The 20,578-nt window shown below is 44.2% G+C and carries 18 protein-coding genes and 1 pseudogene; 11 read left to right on the forward strand and 8 right to left on the reverse strand.

Annotation, left to right across the window (positions count from 1 at the left end):
- Nucleotides 1-120: 120 nt before the first annotated feature.
- From KXD37_RS15790 to KXD37_RS15805, 4 genes are all read left to right on the forward strand, one after another.
- Nucleotides 121-1,296 carry a DUF4885 domain-containing protein gene (locus tag KXD37_RS15790; protein ID WP_255004842.1) on the forward strand — a complete coding sequence of 392 codons (1,176 nt, stop codon included), beginning with the start codon at nucleotides 121-123 and terminating at the stop codon, nucleotides 1,294-1,296.
- A gap of 355 nt (nucleotides 1,297-1,651) precedes the next feature.
- On the forward strand, nucleotides 1,652-3,040 hold the full coding sequence (locus KXD37_RS15795) for an amino acid permease (protein ID WP_024120047.1): 1,389 nt from the start codon (nucleotides 1,652-1,654) through the stop codon (nucleotides 3,038-3,040).
- A gap of 111 nt (nucleotides 3,041-3,151) precedes the next feature.
- Nucleotides 3,152-3,400, forward strand: coding sequence for a sigma-G-dependent sporulation-specific acid-soluble spore protein CsgA (locus KXD37_RS15800; RefSeq protein WP_010332841.1), 249 nt, complete (start codon nucleotides 3,152-3,154; stop codon nucleotides 3,398-3,400).
- A gap of 17 nt (nucleotides 3,401-3,417) precedes the next feature.
- Nucleotides 3,418-3,609: a DUF5370 family protein gene (locus KXD37_RS15805; protein ID WP_024120048.1), complete on the forward strand. Its 192-nt coding sequence runs from the start codon at nucleotides 3,418-3,420 to the stop codon at nucleotides 3,607-3,609.
- Nucleotides 3,610-3,639: 30 nt separating this feature from the next.
- Here KXD37_RS15805 and blaOXA read toward each other — a convergent pair whose 3' ends face one another.
- The gene (gene blaOXA, locus KXD37_RS15810; protein ID WP_188323486.1) at nucleotides 3,640-4,449 is read right to left on the reverse strand and encodes a class D beta-lactamase; all 810 of its coding nucleotides are present in this window, start codon (nucleotides 4,447-4,449) and stop codon (nucleotides 3,640-3,642) included.
- Nucleotides 4,450-4,608: 159 nt separating this feature from the next.
- On the opposite strand from blaOXA, the gene KXD37_RS15815 reads away from it, so the two are divergent.
- A complete protein-coding gene (locus KXD37_RS15815) occupies nucleotides 4,609-5,862 on the forward strand; it encodes a cytochrome P450 (protein WP_263463647.1) in 1,254 nt (417 codons plus the stop codon).
- Between the two features lie 39 nt (nucleotides 5,863-5,901).
- Here the strand turns inward: KXD37_RS15815 and KXD37_RS15820 are convergent, their stop codons facing one another.
- Nucleotides 5,902-6,162 (reverse strand): hypothetical protein, encoded by a 261-nt coding sequence (locus tag KXD37_RS15820; protein ID WP_024120051.1) that lies wholly within the window; start codon nucleotides 6,160-6,162, stop codon nucleotides 5,902-5,904.
- A 268-nt stretch (nucleotides 6,163-6,430) separates the two neighbouring features.
- On the opposite strand from KXD37_RS15820, the gene KXD37_RS15825 reads away from it, so the two are divergent.
- Nucleotides 6,431-8,050 (forward strand): APC family permease, encoded by a 1,620-nt coding sequence (locus KXD37_RS15825; RefSeq protein ID WP_024120052.1) that lies wholly within the window; start codon nucleotides 6,431-6,433, stop codon nucleotides 8,048-8,050.
- A gap of 39 nt (nucleotides 8,051-8,089) precedes the next feature.
- Here the strand turns inward: KXD37_RS15825 and KXD37_RS15830 are convergent, their stop codons facing one another.
- Both KXD37_RS15830 and glpT read right to left on the reverse strand, forming a co-directional pair.
- Nucleotides 8,090-8,971, reverse strand: a complete 882-nt coding sequence (locus KXD37_RS15830; RefSeq protein WP_095714522.1) for a glycerophosphodiester phosphodiesterase — start codon at nucleotides 8,969-8,971, stop codon at nucleotides 8,090-8,092.
- A gap of 98 nt (nucleotides 8,972-9,069) precedes the next feature.
- Nucleotides 9,070-10,404: a glycerol-3-phosphate transporter gene (glpT, locus tag KXD37_RS15835; protein WP_024120054.1), complete on the reverse strand. Its 1,335-nt coding sequence runs from the start codon at nucleotides 10,402-10,404 to the stop codon at nucleotides 9,070-9,072.
- A gap of 282 nt (nucleotides 10,405-10,686) precedes the next feature.
- On the opposite strand from glpT, the gene KXD37_RS15840 reads away from it, so the two are divergent.
- The 3 genes from KXD37_RS15840 to KXD37_RS15850 all read left to right on the forward strand — a co-directional run bounded on the left by KXD37_RS15840 (nucleotide 10,687) and on the right by KXD37_RS15850 (nucleotide 13,198).
- Nucleotides 10,687-10,935: a YbeF family protein gene (locus tag KXD37_RS15840; RefSeq protein ID WP_024120055.1), complete on the forward strand. Its 249-nt coding sequence runs from the start codon at nucleotides 10,687-10,689 to the stop codon at nucleotides 10,933-10,935.
- A gap of 95 nt (nucleotides 10,936-11,030) precedes the next feature.
- On the forward strand, nucleotides 11,031-11,948 hold the full coding sequence (locus KXD37_RS15845; protein WP_188323488.1) for a helix-turn-helix domain-containing GNAT family N-acetyltransferase: 918 nt from the start codon (nucleotides 11,031-11,033) through the stop codon (nucleotides 11,946-11,948).
- The gene (locus tag KXD37_RS15850; RefSeq protein WP_188323792.1) at nucleotides 11,945-13,198 is read left to right on the forward strand and encodes an MFS transporter; all 1,254 of its coding nucleotides are present in this window, start codon (nucleotides 11,945-11,947) and stop codon (nucleotides 13,196-13,198) included. The genes KXD37_RS15845 and KXD37_RS15850 overlap by 4 nt, the downstream gene beginning before the upstream one ends.
- Before the next feature lie 26 nt (nucleotides 13,199-13,224).
- On the opposite strand, the gene KXD37_RS15855 is transcribed toward KXD37_RS15850, so the two are convergent.
- The 4 genes and pseudogenes from KXD37_RS15855 to KXD37_RS15870 all read right to left on the reverse strand — a co-directional run bounded on the left by KXD37_RS15855 (nucleotide 13,225) and on the right by KXD37_RS15870 (nucleotide 17,711).
- Entirely contained in the window at nucleotides 13,225-13,653 is a 429-nt protein-coding gene (locus KXD37_RS15855) for a hypothetical protein (protein ID WP_188323489.1), read from the reverse strand.
- 60 nt (nucleotides 13,654-13,713) lie between these two features.
- Nucleotides 13,714-15,891 carry a glycoside hydrolase domain-containing protein gene (locus tag KXD37_RS15860; protein WP_263463648.1) on the reverse strand — a complete coding sequence of 726 codons (2,178 nt, stop codon included), beginning with the start codon at nucleotides 15,889-15,891 and terminating at the stop codon, nucleotides 13,714-13,716.
- Between the two features lie 32 nt (nucleotides 15,892-15,923).
- Nucleotides 15,924-16,887, reverse strand: a pseudogene (locus KXD37_RS15865) (DMT family transporter).
- Complete coding sequence (locus KXD37_RS15870; RefSeq protein WP_188323492.1) at nucleotides 16,884-17,711, reverse strand: AraC family ligand binding domain-containing protein; 828 nt, start codon at nucleotides 17,709-17,711, stop codon at nucleotides 16,884-16,886. Before KXD37_RS15870 ends, KXD37_RS15865 begins: the two are co-directional and overlap by 4 nt.
- Before the next feature lie 418 nt (nucleotides 17,712-18,129).
- Between KXD37_RS15870 and KXD37_RS15875 the strand changes: the two genes are divergently transcribed.
- Entirely contained in the window at nucleotides 18,130-19,188 is a 1,059-nt protein-coding gene (locus KXD37_RS15875) for an iron-containing alcohol dehydrogenase family protein (protein WP_263463649.1), read from the forward strand.
- A 99-nt stretch (nucleotides 19,189-19,287) separates the two neighbouring features.
- On the forward strand, nucleotides 19,288-20,442 hold the full coding sequence (purT, locus tag KXD37_RS15880) for a phosphoribosylglycinamide formyltransferase 2 (RefSeq protein ID WP_263463650.1): 1,155 nt from the start codon (nucleotides 19,288-19,290) through the stop codon (nucleotides 20,440-20,442).
- Nucleotides 20,443-20,578: the final 136 nt, after the last annotated feature.

Raw genomic sequence — 20,578 nt, forward strand, 5'->3', positions numbered from 1 at the left:
TCCTTTTTTTTCCATCATACATAATAAAGTTTCAAGTGTAAATAAATGTTTTAAGAGGTTAATATATACAAAGGATTTGCCGATAAATAGAGAAGAGAGAATTATTCAGGAGGGAATCGAATGCGTCTGGATCGTCAATATATCCGCACCCAGCTCATGGCACAGAATATCACAAAAAAGGTTTCGGCTGATAAAGGCAGGAGTACATCTGCAGAGGTGCTGGAAAAGGCATACAGCCGGCTTGAGACACGGTCCTCTGAGAAGGGAATCGATCGGCTCAATTACTCAAAAACCAGTGTAGCGGGGAACAACGGGACTTTCAGCAAAGTGTTTCAATCAGCAAATGACCGAACAGTGACAGACACAGGGGAAGAAACTGTGATTCGATCCAATAATCCTTATGAATCTGAGAGCGATATCCGAATCAAAATTCTAGATGAAAAGTACAGCCGGATGAATGCGATAAACAAAACGAAGTCCGATCCTTTAGGTTATATAAAGGATAAGTATCAAAATTCGAAGTCTCCTTATTTCAGAAGTGATCTGTCAGCTGCAGAAAGACAGGCTGCTTACGATAATGAAACAGAATGGCTATTCAAAGGAAAGGCGCAAAACTATAACCTCCAGGATGCAGCGTTTCGCAATCTTACGTTTAATGGGGAAGCGGAATCGGAGAATGCAAAGGTGTTCCAGCGAAGCCAGGTTAACCAACAGCTTCAAATGCTCCTGAATCGGAACCATATTCAAATCCCGGCGGGTACAGAACTTACGTTTACCATTACACCCATCGATTATAAGGTAAAGGTGAGCGGAACAGACGACAAGGAGCTCATCGGTCAAATTGAGCGATTGCTGCAATCTGGAGACAACAGCAAAGAGCTGTTTTTACATATCTTGAAAAGCCAGACCAGCGATTCAGCACAATATTCCGAAGCGGCGTATCAAAAGTACCAAGCAGTTCGTGAGATGTACGAAGTCACAGGCTACCATTTGAAGGATTTAGAAGTTGTCGATGGCCGATACATCACACCTGACGGACGAGATCTATTAGAGGTATATAAAGAAAAACTTGAGAATGATCCTATGCAAAAACAAACTGCTTCCTATGCTATATCTCACTATGGTTCACAGCTCAGTAACATTGCGGAAATCGGGTATGATGCTATCCCTGATTTCATTCTGTCAATTGGCTACAGGAATGGGTCATTGAGAGATTTGGGGCAAAGCAAGGGCTATGGGACAGGTGATACAGAGTGGCTTGAAACATTAAAACGTCAAACCGGCGTGAATTATTAGGTAAGCTGTTCATCTTGAACAGCTTATTTTTTTATGCCCATTTCATGAAAGCAGCTGTATCATGCATCGTTTTCAATATTGTCATGATTTCATTATATTCATATAAAAGATTTTAATTAAAGTGATAGATCCAACCCATTGAATGAAAGTGTTTACCCGAAAAAAACAATTGTATTTTCCAGAGAAATTTATTATGATGAAATAAGTAATTTTGGAGATTATCTAACAATTTTATGATTGAATTTTCTGATATTTGTAGCTTAATAAGAAATGAAGAACGTTTTGGAGGCTGGTCGGCCTTGATCCTATTTCGGTTGAGCTGTACATGTATTCGTTTTTAAGAGGAGGAAGCGGAGTGGAAAATAAAGAATTGAAGAGGGGTTTGAGCGCCCGTCATATTCAGATGATTGCCTTGGGCGGTACGATCGGTGTTGGTTTATTTATGGGTTCTGCCAGTACGATTTCATGGACTGGCCCTTCTGTCCTTCTGGCTTATGCGATTTGCGGAATTTTTATCTTTTTTATCATGCGTGCAATGGGTGAAATGCTGTATGTGGAGCCGAGTACCGGTTCTTTTGCAACATTCGGCCATAAATACATTCATCCCCTTGCTGGTTATATGACGGCGTGGAGCAACTGGTTCCAGTGGATTATCGTCGGCATGTCAGAAATTATCGCAGTCGGTTCTTATATGAAATATTGGTTCCCGGATTTGCCTGCTTGGATACCTGGTATCGTAGCTATGGCAATTCTCGGTGCGGCGAACTTAATTTCTGTTAAGTCGTTTGGCGAGTTTGAGTTTTGGTTTGCGATGATTAAAATCGTGACGATTATCTTAATGATTATTGCCGGAATCGGGATTATCTTCTTTGGCTTTGGCAACGGCGGAGATGCTATCGGTTTGTCTAATCTGTGGTCTCACGGAGGCTTCTTTGCGGGCGGTTTCTCAGGATTTTTCTTTGCATTGTCTCTGGTTATTGCGGCTTATCAAGGGGTTGAGCTGATCGGGATTACTGCCGGAGAAGCAAAGGACCCGCAAAACACGCTGCGCAACGCGATTCAAAGCATTATCTGGCGTATTTTGATTTTCTATATCGGTGCTATTTTTGTGATCGTGACGGTATATCCTTGGGATGAGCTGAATTCACTTGGAAGCCCGTTTGTGTCTACGTTTTCTAAAGTTGGAATTACAGCAGCGGCCGGCATTATTAACTTTGTCGTTATCACGGCGGCGATGTCAGGCTGCAACAGCGGGATATTCAGCGCGGGACGTATGCTTTATACATTAGGTGTCAATGGACAGGCACCGAAATTCTTTGCGAAGATTTCTCGCAATGGTGTGCCGCTGTATGGCACAATCGCGGTGCTGATCGGATTAGCTGTCGGCGTTGTGCTGAACTATGTTGCGCCGCCGAAGATTTTCGTTTATGTATACAGCGCAAGCGTGCTGCCGGGGATGATTCCTTGGTTTATCATTTTGATCAGCCACCTCGGATTCAGAAAAGCGAAGGGCGCGGCGTTAGATAAACATCCGTTCAAAATGCCGTTTGCACCTTTCACAAATTATTTGACGATTGCTTTCTTGCTGATGGTTCTTGTCGGCATGTGGTTTAATGATGATACTCGGATATCTTTAATTGTAGGGGTTATTTTCTTAGCTCTTGTGGTCATCAGTTATTATGCTTTTGGAATTGGGAAGCGCGTGCAGGCGGATCTTACAAAAAGAAATCAAGCAGCTGAATAATACAGGAAAAAGAGACATTGACTGATGTCTCTTTTTTCATTTTTTACGTATGGATTTTTCTCATTTCAGCAACCTATAGGATATAGAACGCAAAGGAAAGGTGCTTATACTATGGATGTTACACTCGGTTATTTGCGCGAGTCACTTTCAAATCATCTTGAAAACGAAGTCTGTCTGCGGATTTGCAAGAAGATGCTGGCGAAGCGCTATGCCAATGAAGAGGAGTTTGTAAAGGATTTGGATGACGATGAGATGTCATATTTGAATCAGGTGCTGGAAAAGGAAATTAAGTATGCCCAAGACGAACAGGATCAAAAACGGGCCAAGGAATTAAATGAGGTGTATGAATTACTGCTTTGAGAAAGGCGGGAATGAAATTGGGTGCGATTGAACGAAGCGGATATACGTTTCAGCCGGAGTTTAGTGTCGTCCGGCAAAATGGGGCGATCCACGTGTATCATCATGGAGAATTTGTTGAAGAAATTGAATTCGAGTTTAACGGAAATTACCCGGGTCATGATTTGATTGAAGAGCTTGTGAATCATTATTGCTTTGAGCATGACATTTAAGAGCCCTGTACGTTTGCAGGGCTCATTCATTTATGAAGTGATCAGGCCATATTTTTTTAGAATATCAATTGTGATGTTTTTGGCTGTTGTACCGGAGTCATCAACATTTGTGACAAACGTATAGGAGCCGTGCTCTGTTTTGATGAATCCGACAAACCATCCTAATTCCATGTCTGTCAGGCGGGTTCCGGTTTTACCGTAAAGCGTATAATGATCTCCTTCTTCTTGAATCATCATGCGTTTGACCGTTTTCATGACCGTTTTGTCAAACGGGAGCTTCTCTTTGTAAAGCTTCTCCATAAAGGCTTCTTGTTCCAACGGAGAAATTGTCAGAGAGCTTTGCAGCCAAAACTGGTCGATTCCGCCGCTGATATCTTCGTTTCCGTATGACAGGGTATGAAGCCATGTTTTCATTCTTTCCTCGCCGATGTCCCTCGCTAATGCTTGGTAATACCATATGGCAGATTCCCGCATGGCTGAGCCAAGTGTATGGTCGCGGTTCCATGATTCGAATTCGCGTTTGACGCCATCCCAGCGTTTGACATCGTATTCATCCCGGACGGCTTTTACCTGCAAGCCGATTAAGGCATTGGTCACTTTAAAGGTAGATTGCGGAGTTTGTCTTTTGTTGGCCCGTTCCTTGTTGTAGACAAATGTCTTATCCTTTTCTAAATCATGAAGGATGAAGGTTCTGTCAGTATCCTTGAACTCCTTATCCACATCCATTCGGCTGACATTCAGGTGTTTTTTTGTTTCATTGGCGGGCGCTTTTGCATGAACGGACAAACCTCCTGTCACGGCAATGACGAGCACAAGAAAAGCATATATCCATTTCTTCACTTTGATCTCCCCTTTGTTTTGATCATCTATCTTTTCTCCATTTCTGCTTTTCTACCTTTAAAAGTAATGAAAAAATGCTTGGAGACAAATACTGTAATGGGGTTTATCTTCGTGAGATAACGTGAAAACAGAAGTAAAAAAGGAAGGCAGGATTGCGGGATGAATGAGCAGATTCCACATGACAAAAGCCTCGATAACAGTGTGGCTTTGATGCGGGAAGGATATTTGTTTATAAAGAATAGAAAAGAGCATTACCATTCGGATTTGTTCCAGGCGCGTTTGCTTGGAAAAACATTTATTTGTATGAGCGGCGCGGAGGCTGCGAAGGTATTTTATGATACCGAACGGTTTCAGCGGCAGGGTGCTCTCCCGAAACGAGTGCAGAAATCGCTGTTTGGCGTCAATGCGATCCAGACAATGGATGGCGACGCTCATATTCATCGGAAGCTGCTTTTTCTGTCATTAATGACACCGCCCCATCAAAAACGGCTGGCTGAGCTGATGACAGAGCAGTGGGAAGCGGCTGTTACAAGATGGGAAATGGCGGATCAGGTTATGTTGTTTGATGAAGCAAAAGAAATCTTATGCCGGGTGGCTTGCTATTGGGCGGGTGTTCCGCTGAAGGAAACGGAAGTGAAAGAGAGAGCGGACGATTTCATCGACATGGTAGACGCGTTCGGTGCTGTGGGACCGCGGCATTGGAAGGGAAGAAGAGCGAGATCCCGAACAGAAGAGTGGATTGAAAAAATGATTGAAGAGGTCCGCGGCGGCAGGCTGAAAACAGAAAATGGATCAGCGCTGCATGAAATGGCTTTTTATACGCAAGAGAATGGGAGCCGGCTTGATGCCCGCATGGCAGCCATCGAGCTCATTAATGTGCTGCGTCCGATTATAGCGATAGGTTACTTTATTTCGTTTTCAGCGTTGGCGCTGCATGAACACCCGAAGTATAAGGAATGGCTTCGTTCTGGAGGCAGTCAGGAAAGAGAAATGTTTGTGCAGGAGGTGCGCAGATTTTATCCCTTTGGGCCGTTTTTAGGAGCCGTTGTCAAAAAGGATTTTATATGGAATGATTGTGAGTTTAAAAAGGGTGCATCAGTGCTGCTTGATGTGTATGGAACGAATCATGATCCCCGTATGTGGGACAAGCCTGATGAGTTCCGGCCTGAGCGATTTAAAGAGCGGGAGGACAATCCGTTTGATTTCATCCCTCAAGGCGGGGGCAACGCGGAGAAGGGCCACCGCTGTCCGGGGGAAGGGATTACCATTGAAGTGATGAAAGCGAGCCTGGATTTTCTCGTGAATCAGGTTGAATATGACGTGCCAACACAATCGCTGCATTACAGTCTTGCCAGAATGCCGTCATTGCCTGAAAGCGGATTTGTGATGAGCAGCATTAGACGGAAAAGCTAAATATAAAAGCTCTCTTCCTTTTCGAAGAGAGCTTTTTGATTACTTCTTTTTTTCATCGTAGTATTGAACAGGATACATGGAGCCTTCGGATACCATTTTGTTGTCCTCAATGTCATGCGGGTGCGGGTGACCGGCTTTATCGACTGGGAACGTTTCCATGTCTGGTTGTTTTGTTATCTTCATTTTCATGCTGTGAATGAATTCTCTTGCCTTTTGGCGGTTTGACGGGTCTTTTAATAGATAAGAAGTGATGCCGACAGTTGAAACAGCGAGACCGGAAAGTAACAGCTTTTGTTTCATGGTAATAACTCCTTTCTATTTTAAAAATAATGTTTCCTGTATCATTCCCGTTCTGCTTAAGGCTAAACCTCTGTGTATTTTATCAATTGTTTTACAGTAAATTCTATTTTAGGTGAAGCTAGTTACTAAATTCCTATATTGGAAGGCGAGATACATTGATTTTTTATTATTTTAGTTATCATTCGATAAATATTGACAAAGTAAAGTAATCAGAATAATAATATAACTTAGCAACAGAATGTCATCATACATGAAAGGTGTTTACGATATGAATCAGTTACATCGAAGAATGGGAACGTTTGCCCTTATGATGGTCGGGCTCGGGTCGATGATCGGATCAGGCTGGTTATTTGGGGCGTGGCGCGCTGCCCAAATTGCGGGGCCTGCTGCTATTATTTCATGGGTTATCGGCATGATTGTTATTTTATTTATTGCTCTTTCTTACAGTGAATTAGGTTCTATGTTCCCTGAGGCAGGAGGAATGGTGAAATATACGCAATATTCACACGGTTCGTTTATCGGATTTATTGCAGGCTGGGCCAACTGGATTGCAATTGTATCCGTTATTCCTGTTGAAGCTGTAGCCTCTGTTCAATATATGAGTTCGTGGCCATGGGAATGGGCGAAATGGACAAGCGGTTTGGTGAAAAACGGAACGCTGACAGGAGAAGGATTGGTGTTCGCTTCTGTTTTGCTGCTGATTTATTTTCTGCTGAACTACTGGACAGTCAATTTGTTTTCGAAAGCGAATTCATTAATTACGATTTTTAAAATCATTATTCCAGGCCTGACAATTGGCGCTTTGCTCTTTGTCGGATTTCATGGAGAAAACTTTACAGCGGGCCAAAGCATTGCACCGAATGGCTGGGCAAGTGTTCTGACTGCGGTTGCGACTTCAGGTATCGTGTTTGCGTTTAACGGATTTCAAAGCCCGATCAATATGGCGGGAGAAGCCAAAAATCCCGGGAAATCGATCCCGATTGCGGTTGTCGGTTCTCTGTTAGTTGCGACAGTCATTTATGTGCTGCTGCAGATTGCTTTCATCGGAGCGGTGAATCCGTCTGATATCGCTCACGGCTGGAGCCATCTTAATTTTAATTCTCCTTTTGCTGATTTGGCGATTGCATTAAATATTAACTGGCTTGTCATCGTATTATATGCGGATGCTTTTGTGTCACCTTCCGGAACAGGTATTACGTATACGGCAACGACTTCCCGCATGATTTACGGAATGGAGAAGAACAAATACATGCCGAGCGTGTTTGGCAAGCTTCATCCGATTTACGGCGTTCCGCGCCAAGCGATGTTTTTTAACTTGATTGTTTCGTTTATCTTTTTGTTCCTGTTCAGGGGGTGGGGTGTGTTAGCGGAAATTATTTCTGTAGCCACGTTAATTTCTTATATCACCGGCCCGGTTACAGTGATGACATTGAGACGGACAGGGAAGGATTTGTACAGGCCTCTTCGATTAAAAGGCTTAAGCGTGATTGCGCCGCTTGGATTTATCTTTGCGTCGCTCGTGCTGTATTGGGCGCGCTGGCCGTTAACAGGGCAGGTTCTGTTTATTATTTTGATCGGACTTCCGATTTATTTCTATTATCAGGCCAAGGCGAAATGGAAAGGATTTGGCCAAAACTTTAAAGGTGGCATATGGATGGTGTTTTACCTGCTTGTCATGATGATGATTTCCTATTTGGGCAGTGACAAATTCGGCGGTCTGAACGTCATTACGTATGGCTGGGATATGGCCTTGATTGCCTTTGTATCGCTCGGTTTCTATGTGTGGGCGCTGAAGAGCGGATTCAAGACAGAGTATTTGAAAGATGCGAAGGAGATTAATAGCCAGCTGGTAAGCGCACAGTCAGAAGCTGCTGCGGGAAAAGAATAAAAGAAAAAACCTTGCGCTGTGGGCGCAAGATTTTTTCTTTTAATAACCCTTTTTTACTTTGTGGAAAAGGTCAGGATAGTTGGTGAACACTCCTGTCACTCCCCAGTCCAGCAGGCGGCGCATATCTGCTTCTGTATTGACTGTGTAAGGATGCAAAAGCAGACCGTGGCTGCGGATCATGCGGACATTTTCTGCATTCAACGCTTTATAATCCGGACCTGCGCCGACAGCGTAGGTTTTGATTTCCTCCAAATCAGCATCTGTCATTGAAGCTATTTGCTTTGCTTCCATCAATTGAACAGTCGGCAGGTTAGGCTGTAATTGATGAATTTTTAACAGGCTTTCTTTGCTGAACGATTGGATGATCACTTGGCCGCGCTTTGAATGCTTGCTTAGCAGTTTATGCTTCTGTAAGGAAGCGATCAGTTTTTCCTCCATGCCTGGATAGGTGTCAGGCGATTTTGTTTCAATGTAATAGTTCGCATGTTTGCCAAAACGGTTTAATACCTCTTCTAATGTAGGAACTTTAAGGCCGGCGTACTGCGGCTTCGCTTTTGCCGGGTAAGCTTCATTAAACCAAGAGCCGGCATCAAGTTTCTTAATCTCCGCGAGCGTATGATCCTTCACCCAGCCCGTGCCGTTTGTGGTGCGGTCCAGTTTTTCATCGTGCATAACAATGAGTTGCCCGTCTTTTGTCATCTGTAAATCCAACTCAATATAATCGGCTTTCATTTTCTGAGCGGTTTCGTAAGACAGGATCGTGTGCTCAGGCACATATCCGGAAGCCCCTCTGTGCGCGACTGTCAGGATACGGTCAGGAGACAGCAGGTTTCCTTTTGAGGCTGCTGAAACTGGTGTAACCATAAACGACAGCAAACCAAAAGATAGCAGAACCAAAGCTAGTAATCTATTTTTTCTCATCTTTTCTTCCTCCTTATGAACAAGCAGTAACAGCTTTTATGTTAGAAAACGGATGTAAATGGCATGTTGGAAAAATATTAATCTTTTATAATCTTTTCTTAAACATGCTCCGCCCGTTTTCCCGTATTCCATGTCAAAGCCAAGAACACGATGGCCAGTATACAAGATGAGATCAGCATGATGAAGCCGCCGTTCCAATCAAATCGGTCAACGACAAATCCCATAATCGCGTTTGCGAAAGCAGACCCGCCGATGTATCCGAAAAACCCGGTCAAACCAGCTGCAGTTCCGGCTGCTTTTTTCGGAGCAAGATCAATGGCTTGCAGACCGATGAGCATCACAGGCCCATAGATTAAGAAGCCGATGCTGATCAGAGCGATGTTGTCTACCAGCGGATGGCCGGCCGGATTCAGCCAGTACACCAATACGGCAATGAAAACACCTGCCATAAACAGAACGCCTGCCGGTGCGCGGCGGCTCTTAAAGAAGCGGTCGCTGATCCAGCCGCACAGGATCGTTCCCGGTATGCCGGCGTATTCGTAAAGGAAATACGACCACCGGGAGTCTTCAGGAGAGAACCCTTTGGCTTCTGTTAAGTAAGTAGGCGCCCAGTCCACTACGCCGTACCGCACAAAGTAAACAAATACGTTTGCAAATGCGATGTACCAAAGAAACTTATTATTAAGTACATATTGAAAAAGGATTTCTTTTGTCGTTAATTCTTTTTCTTGATCTTTGAAAGCGTGTTTTGGATAGTCGTTCCGGTACTCTTCAATTGGCGGAAGCCCGCAAGATTGAGGGGTATCCCGCACCAAAAGGACAATTAAAAATGAAATCAGAATCGCAATAATGGCAGGGAAGAAAAATACGCTTTTCCAAGTGACAAACATAGCAATCCCAAGAGTGACAAGCGGAGCCAGAATCCCGCCGCCAATGTTGTGAGCGACATTCCAAATCGACATCTTCGTGCCGCGTTCGCTAATAGAAAACCAATGGGCCATCGTTCTGCCGCATGGAGGCCAGCCCATTCCTTGGAACCATCCATTGATAAACATAAAAATAAACATGATGGTGACGCTCGAAGTTACCCAGGGCATAGAAACAAAAAGAATATTAACAATTGCAGATAAAAATAAGCCTGTCGCGAGAAAATACCTCGGGTTGCAGCGGTCGGACACCATGCCCATAATAAATTTACTAAAGCCGTACGCAATGGATACGGCGGCCAGCACCAATCCAAGCTCGGTTTTTGAAAAACCTTGTTCCTGCAGATAAGGAATGGCAAAAGCAAAGTTTTTCCGCAGCAGGTAATAGCCTGCGTAGCCGATAAAAATACCTAAGAATACTTGCAGCCTGAGCCGTTTATAAGCTGCATCCGTCTTTGAATCATCCAGTCTCTCAATGTGCGGAGCCGGTTTAAATAAGTGAAACATCAAATCATCCCCTTTGCTGTTTGTGTTGGATGTGTGGCGTGCCCTCCTTCTGAAAAACAAAAAGAGCCAGAAAACACCCCCTTGTCAAAAGGGGTGGAATTCCTGGCTCTCCTCATCTCCATCCAAGCTATTAACTTATCGTGATAGCGCTTTCTTAAATTATCATAGTCTGGAGTGAATGTAAACGGGTAATTTTAAATTGTGTGAAAAAGTAAATGTTATCCTTTTGGTAGTTATGTTTTTTTGCAAATAACATAAAAATCTGGGGGGAGGCTGTTGCAGGTGGATAAATTAGATATCGCATTCGGCATTTTACCGTTAGCAATTATTGTGTTATCGGTCGCCGGGACTTATGTTTGTAAAAATGTATATATGATGCCGTTAGTTAGTTTGATCATTTCTCTCGTGCTTACGTTTACGGTTTTTAATCAATCTTTTTTGGGATGGGCCGTTGTCTATAGCTTGTTTTCGCTGATTTTATCGTATATTACATTGATGGTGTTGAGGAAGAGGAAGGCATCTGGAAAATGAAATTTTCCTCCGCTTTTTTGACATATCGTTGACTATGGCAACTATATGTGATTATAATTGCTTTAATCAACGATATAAGAAAGTGGGGAGAAGTTTTGAAAACCAATGAATCAGCAACGGGCTTAAAATTCAGAAAGTTCAATCGTTTTTACACGAATGTTCTTGGCTTCCTTAACGAACACATTTATGACAGCCCGTTTTCCTTAACGGAGACACGGATTTTATTTGAGATTTACAATACGCCAAATTGTACGGCGAAAGATCTTCAGGATAAGCTGGGGCTTGACCGGGGATATGTCAGCAGAATACTGAAACAGTTTGAAAAAGAAGATTTGATTTATAAAGAGAAGAGCAAAGCTGATGCCCGCCATCATTATATATATGTGACGGAAACGGGGGAAGCCATTTATAAAAAGCTTGAGAAGAAAGCGAATGAACAGGTTGAGCTGATGCTGAAGGAAATCGATGACAAAGAGCAGCACAAGCTTGCGACGGCTATGGAGGAGATTGAAGCCATATTGTCTCAGTCGCTCTCATCCAGGTCATCAGGCATTTCAATCAGAGATTATTATCTTTCGGATGATATTCACCTTCTCATTGAAAAGCAAAGGAAATTTTATGCAGAGACTCATGGCTGGGATGATACATTTTTAGCTTATCTCCATGAGACATTTGACGCGGAAATTGAAAAGATATGGATCGCGGAAAGCGGCGGAAAATTTGCAGGCTGTGTGGGATTGGTCAAACAAGATAAAAAGACGGTGCAGCTGAGATGGTTCTTGGTTGATGCCGCGTTTCGAGGCAGAGGGCTGGGCACGCAACTGCTTGAGCATCTCGTTACATATAGCAGAGAGAGGAAGTTTGAACGGATTTTTCTTTGGACAGTGAGCAGTATGGCTGAAGCCCGTCCGCTTTACGAGAAATTTGGATTCAGACTGAGTGAAGTGAAAGAAGAAACGCCATTATGGGGACAGCATCTGACAGAAGAACGATGGGATTTAGAGCTGTCATGAAAAGACTCCACTATGCTTGGATCATCGTTTTTATCACCTTTTTGATTTTATTGGCCGTACAAGGTGTGCGCCTGTCGTTTGGTGCGTTTGTCGAGCCTTGGGAGCGGGAGTTTTCGCTGGATAGGGGCACCATCTCGCTGATTTCAACGCTGAGCTTTATCGTTTACGGGATATCCCAGCCTGTGATCGGGCGGCTTGTGGACAGATGGGGCGCACGGGCAGTTTTATCATGGAGCACGTTACTGACCGGGATCAGCATTTTCTCGACATGTTTTATCACTTCACCGTGGCAGCTCTTTCTGCTTTACGGGTTGGGGGTGTCACTCGGAGTTGGCGGAGCGTCGAATGTAGCAACCAGTGTGCTGGTGGTGAATTGGTTCAGCAAAAAGCGCGGCCTTGCCTTTGGAATCATGGAAGCGGGCTTTGGAGCGGGGCAAATGCTGCTGGTTCCCGGCTCGCTTATGCTGATCCATTGGTTTAGCTGGAAGCTGACGGTTGTGGCATTGGGGTTGCTGTTAATGGTCATTGTCCTTCCGGCAGCCCTTTTATTGCTGCGAAATCATCCTTCAGAAAAAAATGAAGAGCCGATCGGCGGGACTGCTGAGGAGGAGTTAGAAACAGGATCAAAAACCAAAGCAGGCTCAGTAACCGCGATGTTTCGTATGAAGCAGTTTTGGCTGTTGATCCTTCCATTTTTAATCTGCGGCTTTACGACCGTCGGGCTGATGGATACCCATTTGATTCCCTTTTCTCATGATCACGGTTTTTCTACGACTGTTACGAGCGCCGCTGTCAGTCTGCTGGCCGGTTTTAATATCGCTGGTATCTTACTGTCCGGAATCATAGCGGATCGGTGGAGCAGCCGGAAAATCCTCTGTTTTTTATATGCGGTGCGCGCGCTGTCGATTGTGATTCTGATTTACAGCCACGAACCCTACTTGCTTTTAGGCTTTGCGGTTCTGTTTGGATTGGTGGACTTTGCAACGGTAGCGCCGACGCAAATGCTTGCCACCCAGTACTTTCAGAATTACTCGATCGGCCTCATGATCGGCTGGCTGTCACTTGCCCATCAAATTGGCTCTGCCCTTGGAGCGTATGTGCCCGGCGTCATTTATACCGTAACAGGTGAGTATACGCTGGCTTTTTATTTATCGATTGGAATGCTTGTGCTTGCAAGCGTGATGAACGTGATGCTGAGGGAGCCTGCGGCGATGAATCGTGACAGTGCGGCTGTGATGGAGAAGGGATAAGAGAGAAAAAGCATCTCTGGCGAGGATTATTCAGAGATGCTTTTTTTGTATTTTTGTTCTAATACGAAGTCGATCATACCGACAATGCGGGTGTTTTCGGATTTTTGTTTGAAGTTTTGGGAGATTTGAATTCTTTTAGCATTTGCAAAAGATGCAACAATCCAAAACAAGCCGATTAACGCAAACAACATTTGTATAGACATGGCTATTAAGTCATTATAATGAGTGCTGAAAAAAAATATATATAGTGTTATTAATGTGACTGAAAATACGATTTTAATAGAATGCTTGAATGTGAGTTCAGGTTCAGTTAAGCACATTTTCATTTGATTTAATGTCAATGAATCTTGTTTCATAAGATATGTCAATAATTCATTATCATTATTCCTGACAGGAAACAATTCAGTTTCAATTTTTTTGACTGTTTTCCTATAAATTTGCATATCAAATTTCATGTAGAATCCTCCTTGAAAATAAATCCATGAATACTCTATGAGTATTCATGGATTATAAAACTATTTAAAAGCTGCTAATAACGAACCGAACAGTACTGCCGCTGCTCCTGCCTCAGGTGCTAAGAGTACTAAAGCACCAATACCTACAACTACAATAATACCTGTACCTACCAGCAGCATGTTGTTTACAATAGTATCCCAATTTGGTGTGTATACTTCTTCTTCCGAATCTGGTAATCTAAAGTGCTTCTGTTTTATTTTAAACGTAATCGTAGTCGTAAGTCCAGTTGTGGCACTGTCACCTACTGGAATATCAGGGGTATAGATTTTAACTTGAATATTTAATGATTGAGCAGTTGGATTTACATAAACCTCCAGATAACCATTACGTACTGACAAGCTGAGACTGTTTAAAAGGTTTTGATAAGAATCAATTTGTGACGCAGTGAGAGACGTTTGGGTATCGCCCAATAAACCCGTGATATAGGCACCTGGTTTACCATTTGTAATGGTAATTGTGTTTGGTGAGCCTTCACTTGGTATGGTTGCCAGAAGTGATGTGGATAGAATAATATCCAACTCTGGTGATGTGAAAATGGTTTCTGTCGTATCAAATTCAAACATCGCGTTTGCGAGACCTGAGAGATTTTCTAAAGCTGGAATGGTAGATAAAATGTCTGTCAGTGTACGCAGTCTTGCATCATATACCGGATCAGACGGTGGATTTACATGGCTTACTCCAGAGTCTTTTCCTGAAAAGCCGTCTTTATCAATCCCGATGCTTCCAGAACCGCTTCCGATTGTTACTTCATAAAATTGATCAAAGGCCCAGTTATTTGGCATCGGATAGCCGAGATTGCCGCTGAAGCCAGTTGACATATTTGCCACAAAACTATACTTTGTGAGTCCTGCTTCTTGGGTTCGGATACAAATATTTCTTGGTCCGTATACGCCTATTTCGTATTTAGGCGCAGTAGAAAACGTCTGCATTTTCGCAAAAGCTGACTTGATTTCCTGGAAATAAGGAATAATTTTATCTGTTACTTCATAATCGTAGGCATCAAAATCGACAGCAAAATAAATGGTCGTGCCTGACGGGAAACCTAATCTTCGAGCCGCTGAAGCAGCACTGTACGCATCTCTTGTGCCTTGGTCTTTTACAAAATAAGAAGATTGATAGCCGCCGTCTTGATAAATCGGAAAGATGTTTAATCCGGCATCAAAAATAACTGCAAGTTCTTGAGATGTCAGGGCTTTTGATGTGAGGCCGCTGCTTGTCCGCACATTTCCGGTTAAATATCTGCCAACTGTTTTATAACCGTTATTCCGCAGTGTTTGGGCTTTTTCTGCAGTAATAATAGTAGCGGTGTCACAAGCTGAAGCGGCGCGTGTTGTGTCTCCTGAGCTTGATAATAAAGCTTTAATGGTCGGCATATCTGCATAACCTGTTTGCGGCAGGCACATGAACTCTTGAAATGCTTTAACGGCTGAAACAACACCGACGCCATATTTGCCGTCAAACTCACCAGGGTCGAATGATTTTCCGTTGCAATAAAGGGCGTACTGAACAATTAAAATAAAGCCTGTTCTTGAATCACCGGGAGTTAAAGTAGGGCATAAGCTTGTTGTGCCGTTTCCGAAAAATCCATTGGCGACACTTGTGCTCATACCTTCTTCTTTTTGCAAAGCATAAATAAGGGCCTTGTTGGTATCGCGGGCATACAGTCCGTCACAAGGCATTAAACCGATATAGTCATTGTAGTCCCGGTTTAAGTTTTGTTGAATCTGACGGATCCTTGAATCGCCCCCAGACACTAGCTTAAAAGCGCTCATGTCCAATAAGGCTTTCATAATCAAGGTGGTGACAATTCCATCCTGAGTTGTCAGTCCTGCAGCTTTCTGAAACTCCTTCACCGCATTTTCTGTTTTTTCGTAAAAGACGCCTGTAAAACCGCCGGGATTAAAGCCTTTGCACCATAAAGCCCCCTGTAAAATAAAATTCATGTTGCTTGGTTTTGAATCTGGAGCTTGGCGTTTAAGAGGCTTAAATAAGCGCTGTGTTGTCGGCCCGAAGTTATCAGCTGGCTCTGAGATACCTAGTTCAATTTGAAGCGCCCGAGTCAGACCGTAGATCGTATCCCACCCAGTTTTCCCGCTTTCTTCTACTGGGTTATACCCATGTTTGCCCCTGTACGTCTCGTTCAGCCACTGCTGTGTGATTAAAACCATTTCATCCATTTCGATTCCTCCATTCTTTTGATCGCGTTCATTTATAGGTGGCAAACGTAGGACGAAATAAAAAAGGATACCGATACGGCATCTTTTTTAAACCCGTTTCTCTTTCCATTTCGCTTTCGGTTTCAGCTCTGAAATGTAGAGTCCTAACAGTGTAAGCGCCCCTCCCAGAAGAGCAATCCATGTCATTTTTTCCTGCAGAATCAAGATGGAAGAGATGATTGTGATAACCGGCACCATGTAAATATAAGCGCTGGATTTCACGGCGCCGAGCACGCCGACCGAGTAATTCCATGTGGCAAAGCATAAAGCGGATGCGCCAATGCCGAGGTAAAGCATGTTGAGTGCATTTGAAGCGGTTGAAAAGCGGCTCGGGTCAAGATGGAAGTCAAACAAGAATAAAGCGGGAATCATAAACAGCAAGCCGTACAAAAATACTCTTTGTGTCAGCTCGATGATGTGATAACGGTGAGCGCTTAATTTCTTCATAAATATCGAATAAAATCCAAACACGAGAGCGGCTGCGGCGGCTAAGATGTCCCCGAGCGGCTTCAGGTGAAGCACGACATTACCGTTGAAAGTAATCAATAAAAGCCCGATCAGCGCTGCAGCGAATCCGATGAAAAAAGTCAGCTGCAGTTTTTCCCCTTCAAGCAGAAAATGAGCCAGAACCGCAGTGATCATCGGAATAATGGACACAATCATGCCAACATTGGATGCGTATGTATACGTGAGCGCTATATTTTCTAATAGAAAGTATAAGGTCACGCCAAATAAACCTGCTCCGGCGAACAACAGCTCCTGCCGCAAGCTTTTGAACGGGATCATTTTAGGACGTACAAGGATCAGAGCAATAAAGCCGATCAAAAACCGATAAAATAATATTTCCATCGGAGTAAAGTCAGCCAGCAGAACTTTTGTCGAAACAAAGGTCGTACCCCAAATCAAAATGGTCACAATTGCCGCTGTATGGCCGGCAGTTTCTCGTTGAATGCTCATTTTTGAAACTCCCTTTCGAAAATCTTCATGTATTGCTTCGGCGTCAGCCCCACCTGTCGTTTGAAAAACTTCGTCATATGGCTCTGATCGCTGAATCCTGTCTGAAATGCAGCATCAATCGGTCTAACCCCTTGTTCAAGGAGTTTTTTCGCTTGATTAATCCGGATTGTCTCCAGGTAGCTATTAGGCGTAATTCCTTTTTGTTTTGTAAATGAACGCAATAAATGATATTTGCTCCAGCCTGTTAGTTCACTCAAATCATTGAGCGTGACGTTCTCGGTATAATGTTCTTCTAGAAATCCGCAAACCATTTTGACTTCGTCGGATGGTTCAGGAATGCTGTTGAGGAACGTAACGTCTGAATAACGGCGGATCAGCTCTTCCAGTAAATGAAGAAACAGCTCCTCCTTGCGCAAAGCCTGCTTTTCCTTGGAAATCAGAATGTGCAATTCCTGCAGACTGGATGTCAGCTCATGGCGGAATAACACATGGTGGGAGAAATAAGGGAGATGCCCGGCGCCAGTAATCTCTTCCACCGCCTTCTTCATGACATCCGGCATCACATTGATACACCGATAATCGAGCGTGCGCCCGTCAATCTGCTCACAGCTGTGCGTGTCACGGGGGTTAAAGAGAAGAAGATCACCTGGATTGATGATATATTCTTGATTTTGACAGGCCAGGTACCGCTGCCCTTTTTCAATAAAACCAATCACATAATAATCGTGAAAGTGATTCGGGAATTTTTGCATAATCCCCTTGAAGCGGTAGGCTTCTATATTAAGGTGCGGGTCAAGGTGCAGTGTTCGGGTTTCGTTTTGCATGGGATGCCTCCTGTCGGTGTGGTGGTCTTGGGTTAAGTGTAGCATGAATTTTGGGGATTTCTTGTATGATGTTGCTGCAGGACAAGGAGAAAGCAGGTGATTTACATTACCTGCTGCTAACGTTCTCCATCAATCGAAGCCATCAAAAATGGCGCTTCTAATTCGTCCTTGTGTCAATGACAGATGTAAGCGTGGATGAACATTTTTTTGCCACTAACCTTTCCCAGGGTGGATTCCATAGCGTGAGTACTCATCCAGTTCCCGCATAGTGGAGGAACTGCTCTATGAGGCGGGATTTTCAGGGGTTGCACTGTTTTTCAGCGCTTATGCCATTGGCGGGTGGTTTGCGGGGAAAGCGGATTGACACCATTTGAAGGAGAGTGAGATGATTGATGAAAAAATGGAGGAGAGATGAGAGATGCAGCCAGAAGATATTGTCCGAAGCGGTCCGAATCAATACATATGCAAACAAGGAATTGTAAAAGAGCTGCCGGCATTTGTGAAGGAATGGAAGCATCCTGTTGTTGTAACGGGCATCAAGTCGTATGAGGCGTTTCAAACGTATGCTGCGATTCCGCCAGAGTGGAGAGTGATTCAGCATAAAGGGTACAGCTCGCCTGAAGCAATAAGGGAGATTGCGGAACAAACGGCATCTGCTGATCTCATTATCGGGATTGGCGCAGGAACAGTGTTAGACACGGCAAAAGCTGTTGCAGATCATATGGATATCGAAGTCATAACTGTTCCGACAATCCCTGGAACTTGCGCGGCAAGCACGCCGCTGAGCGTGATCTATGATCAAGAAGGCAGCTTTATCCGAGTTGATTATCATAAACGTTCCAGCTATTTGACACTCGTCGATCCGTTATTGCTGCTTTCTTCTCCTATCGAATATGTCAAAAGCGGAATTGGCGACACGCTTGCGAAGTGGTATGAAGCGGAAGCCATTATCAGAAATACGAAGGAGCCTGTTTCATTAATGGTCGAAGCAGGGCTTAGGCAGTCTGTCTATATTCGTGATCTTTTGTTGCAGGAAAGCCTTAAGGCTGTTGAAAGCCTTGAGAGAGGGGAAGCCTCGGCTTCTTTCACAGCTGTAGCAGAAACCATTATTACTTTGGCAGGAACTGTAGGCGGTTATGCCGGACGCTTCGGCAGGATGGCGGGTGCCCATGCGGTTCACAACGGTCTGAGTTTTATCCCGGAAACCCATCATGTACTGCACGGACAAAAGGTGGCGTACGGCATACTGATTCAGCTTGCGCTTGAGAAGAGAAATCAGGAAATTGAAGAGCTGATTCCGTTTTATCAGCAGCTTGGCTTCCCGGTGAAACTGAGTGATTTAGGCATTCATAAGGATCAAGAGCAAGCGAAGAAAGTCATTGCGGCTCATACGTGCAAGCCGGAAGAATCGTTATGTTTGATGGGTTCTTTTTGTGAAGCGGATGTTGTGGCGGCAATTAATGTATTGGAATCATAAGCTAAAATAAGGGTTTTCTTATTTTAGCTTTTTTATTGCGAAATTTATTTTTTGAATATTTCAGTTATAATGGTTTTTGAACAGATAGGAGGGGCAAAGATGTATCAATCAAAGAAGGTTTTATTGTTAGGCTCAGGTGAACTGGGGAAAGAGGTTGTGATTGAAGCCCAGCGTCTCGGGGTAGAGACGGTGGCGGTAGACAGCTACGAGCATGCTCCGGCGATGCAGGTGGCGCATAAAAGCTATGTCATTGACATGCTGGATCGTGAGCAGATCAGACACATTATTGAGAAAGAAAAACCTGATTTGATTGTGCCTGAGGTTGAGGCAATCGCGACGGATGAATTACTGAAGCTTGAAGAGGAAGGATTTCACGTTATCCCAAATGCGCGTGCAGCAAAGCTGACGATGGATCGGGAAGGCATCAGGCGGCTTGCGGCAGAAACGCTCGGGCTTGCGACGGCAGGCTATGAATTTGCGAATACATATGAAGAATTTGTACAGGCGGCCGCTCATATCGGCTTCCCTTGTGTCGTCAAACCGTTGATGAGTTCTTCGGGAAAAGGCCAAAGCGTATGCCGCTCAGAAGCGGACTTGGAGAGCTGCTGGGAGACGGCGATGGAAGGCGGACGAGTGAAGAACGGACGCGTGATCGTCGAGGAGTTTATCCCGTTTGAATCAGAGATTACACTCTTAACTGTGCGTGCAGTGAACGGTACGGTATTTTGTGCGCCGATCGGCCATGAGCAAAAGGATGGAGACTATATCGAATCATGGCAGCCTCATCATATGACAGAGCAGCAAATTGAAGAGGCGAAGCATATTGCGAAAGCCATTACTGATGAGCTTGGCGGGTACGGTCTGTTTGGTGTTGAGCTTTTCCTTGCGAAAGACAAGGTGTATTTCAGTGAGGTGTCTCCTCGACCGCATGATACAGGTCTTGTGACGCTGGTGACGCAAAATTTGTCGGAATTCGCGCTGCATGTTCGGGCGATTCTCGGCTTTCCGATTACAGAAATCACACAGCTTTCTCCAGGCGCCAGCCGGCCCCTCAAAGTACCGGAAGAGTCAGCGGATTACACTGTTGAAGGTTTGGAAAACGCGCTGGCAGTGCCAAATACACAAGTGCGCGTGTTTGGAAAGCCGATAACGAAGGTCGGACGCCGTATGGCGGTTGCGCTTTCTGCGGCTGACACTGTTGGAAAAGCGCGAGAGAACGCGAAGAAAGCGCTGGATCAACTATCGATTCAATAGACATGAAACAGACGGGCCTTGTCTTGATACATGGCCCGTTTTTTTTATCATCACCGCCAAAAATTGTATCATAAGAATCAAATTCTTGATTATAATGTAAAAGTCTTCCAACGAAAAGGCTGGTTGACACAAAAGG

It is taken from the genome of Bacillus sp. XT-2 (genome assembly GCF_025696525.1).
Taxonomy (GTDB): Bacteria; Bacillota; Bacilli; order Bacillales; family Bacillaceae; genus Bacillus; species Bacillus halotolerans.

Coding starts and splice junctions, on each gene's coding strand:
- KXD37_RS15820 (WP_024120051.1), bottom strand. CDS start 6,162: ATGAAACAAAAGCTGTTACTTTCCGGTCTCGCTGTTTCAACTGTCGGC.
- KXD37_RS15830 (WP_095714522.1), bottom strand. CDS start 8,971: ATGAGAAAAAATAGATTACTAGCTTTGGTTCTGCTATCTTTTGGTTTG.
- KXD37_RS15850 (WP_188323792.1), top strand. CDS start 11,945: ATGAAAAGACTCCACTATGCTTGGATCATCGTTTTTATCACCTTTTTG.
- glpT (WP_024120054.1), bottom strand. CDS start 10,404: ATGTTTCACTTATTTAAACCGGCTCCGCACATTGAGAGACTGGATGAT.
- KXD37_RS15875 (WP_263463649.1), top strand. CDS start 18,130: ATGCAGCCAGAAGATATTGTCCGAAGCGGTCCGAATCAATACATATGC.
- purT (WP_263463650.1), top strand. CDS start 19,288: ATGTATCAATCAAAGAAGGTTTTATTGTTAGGCTCAGGTGAACTGGGG.
- KXD37_RS15825 (WP_024120052.1), top strand. CDS start 6,431: ATGAATCAGTTACATCGAAGAATGGGAACGTTTGCCCTTATGATGGTC.
- KXD37_RS15855 (WP_188323489.1), bottom strand. CDS start 13,653: ATGAAATTTGATATGCAAATTTATAGGAAAACAGTCAAAAAAATTGAA.
- KXD37_RS15800 (WP_010332841.1), top strand. CDS start 3,152: ATGGATGTTACACTCGGTTATTTGCGCGAGTCACTTTCAAATCATCTT.
- KXD37_RS15790 (WP_255004842.1), top strand. CDS start 121: ATGCGTCTGGATCGTCAATATATCCGCACCCAGCTCATGGCACAGAAT.
- KXD37_RS15860 (WP_263463648.1), bottom strand. CDS start 15,891: ATGGATGAAATGGTTTTAATCACACAGCAGTGGCTGAACGAGACGTAC.
- KXD37_RS15815 (WP_263463647.1), top strand. CDS start 4,609: ATGAATGAGCAGATTCCACATGACAAAAGCCTCGATAACAGTGTGGCT.
- KXD37_RS15870 (WP_188323492.1), bottom strand. CDS start 17,711: ATGCAAAACGAAACCCGAACACTGCACCTTGACCCGCACCTTAATATA.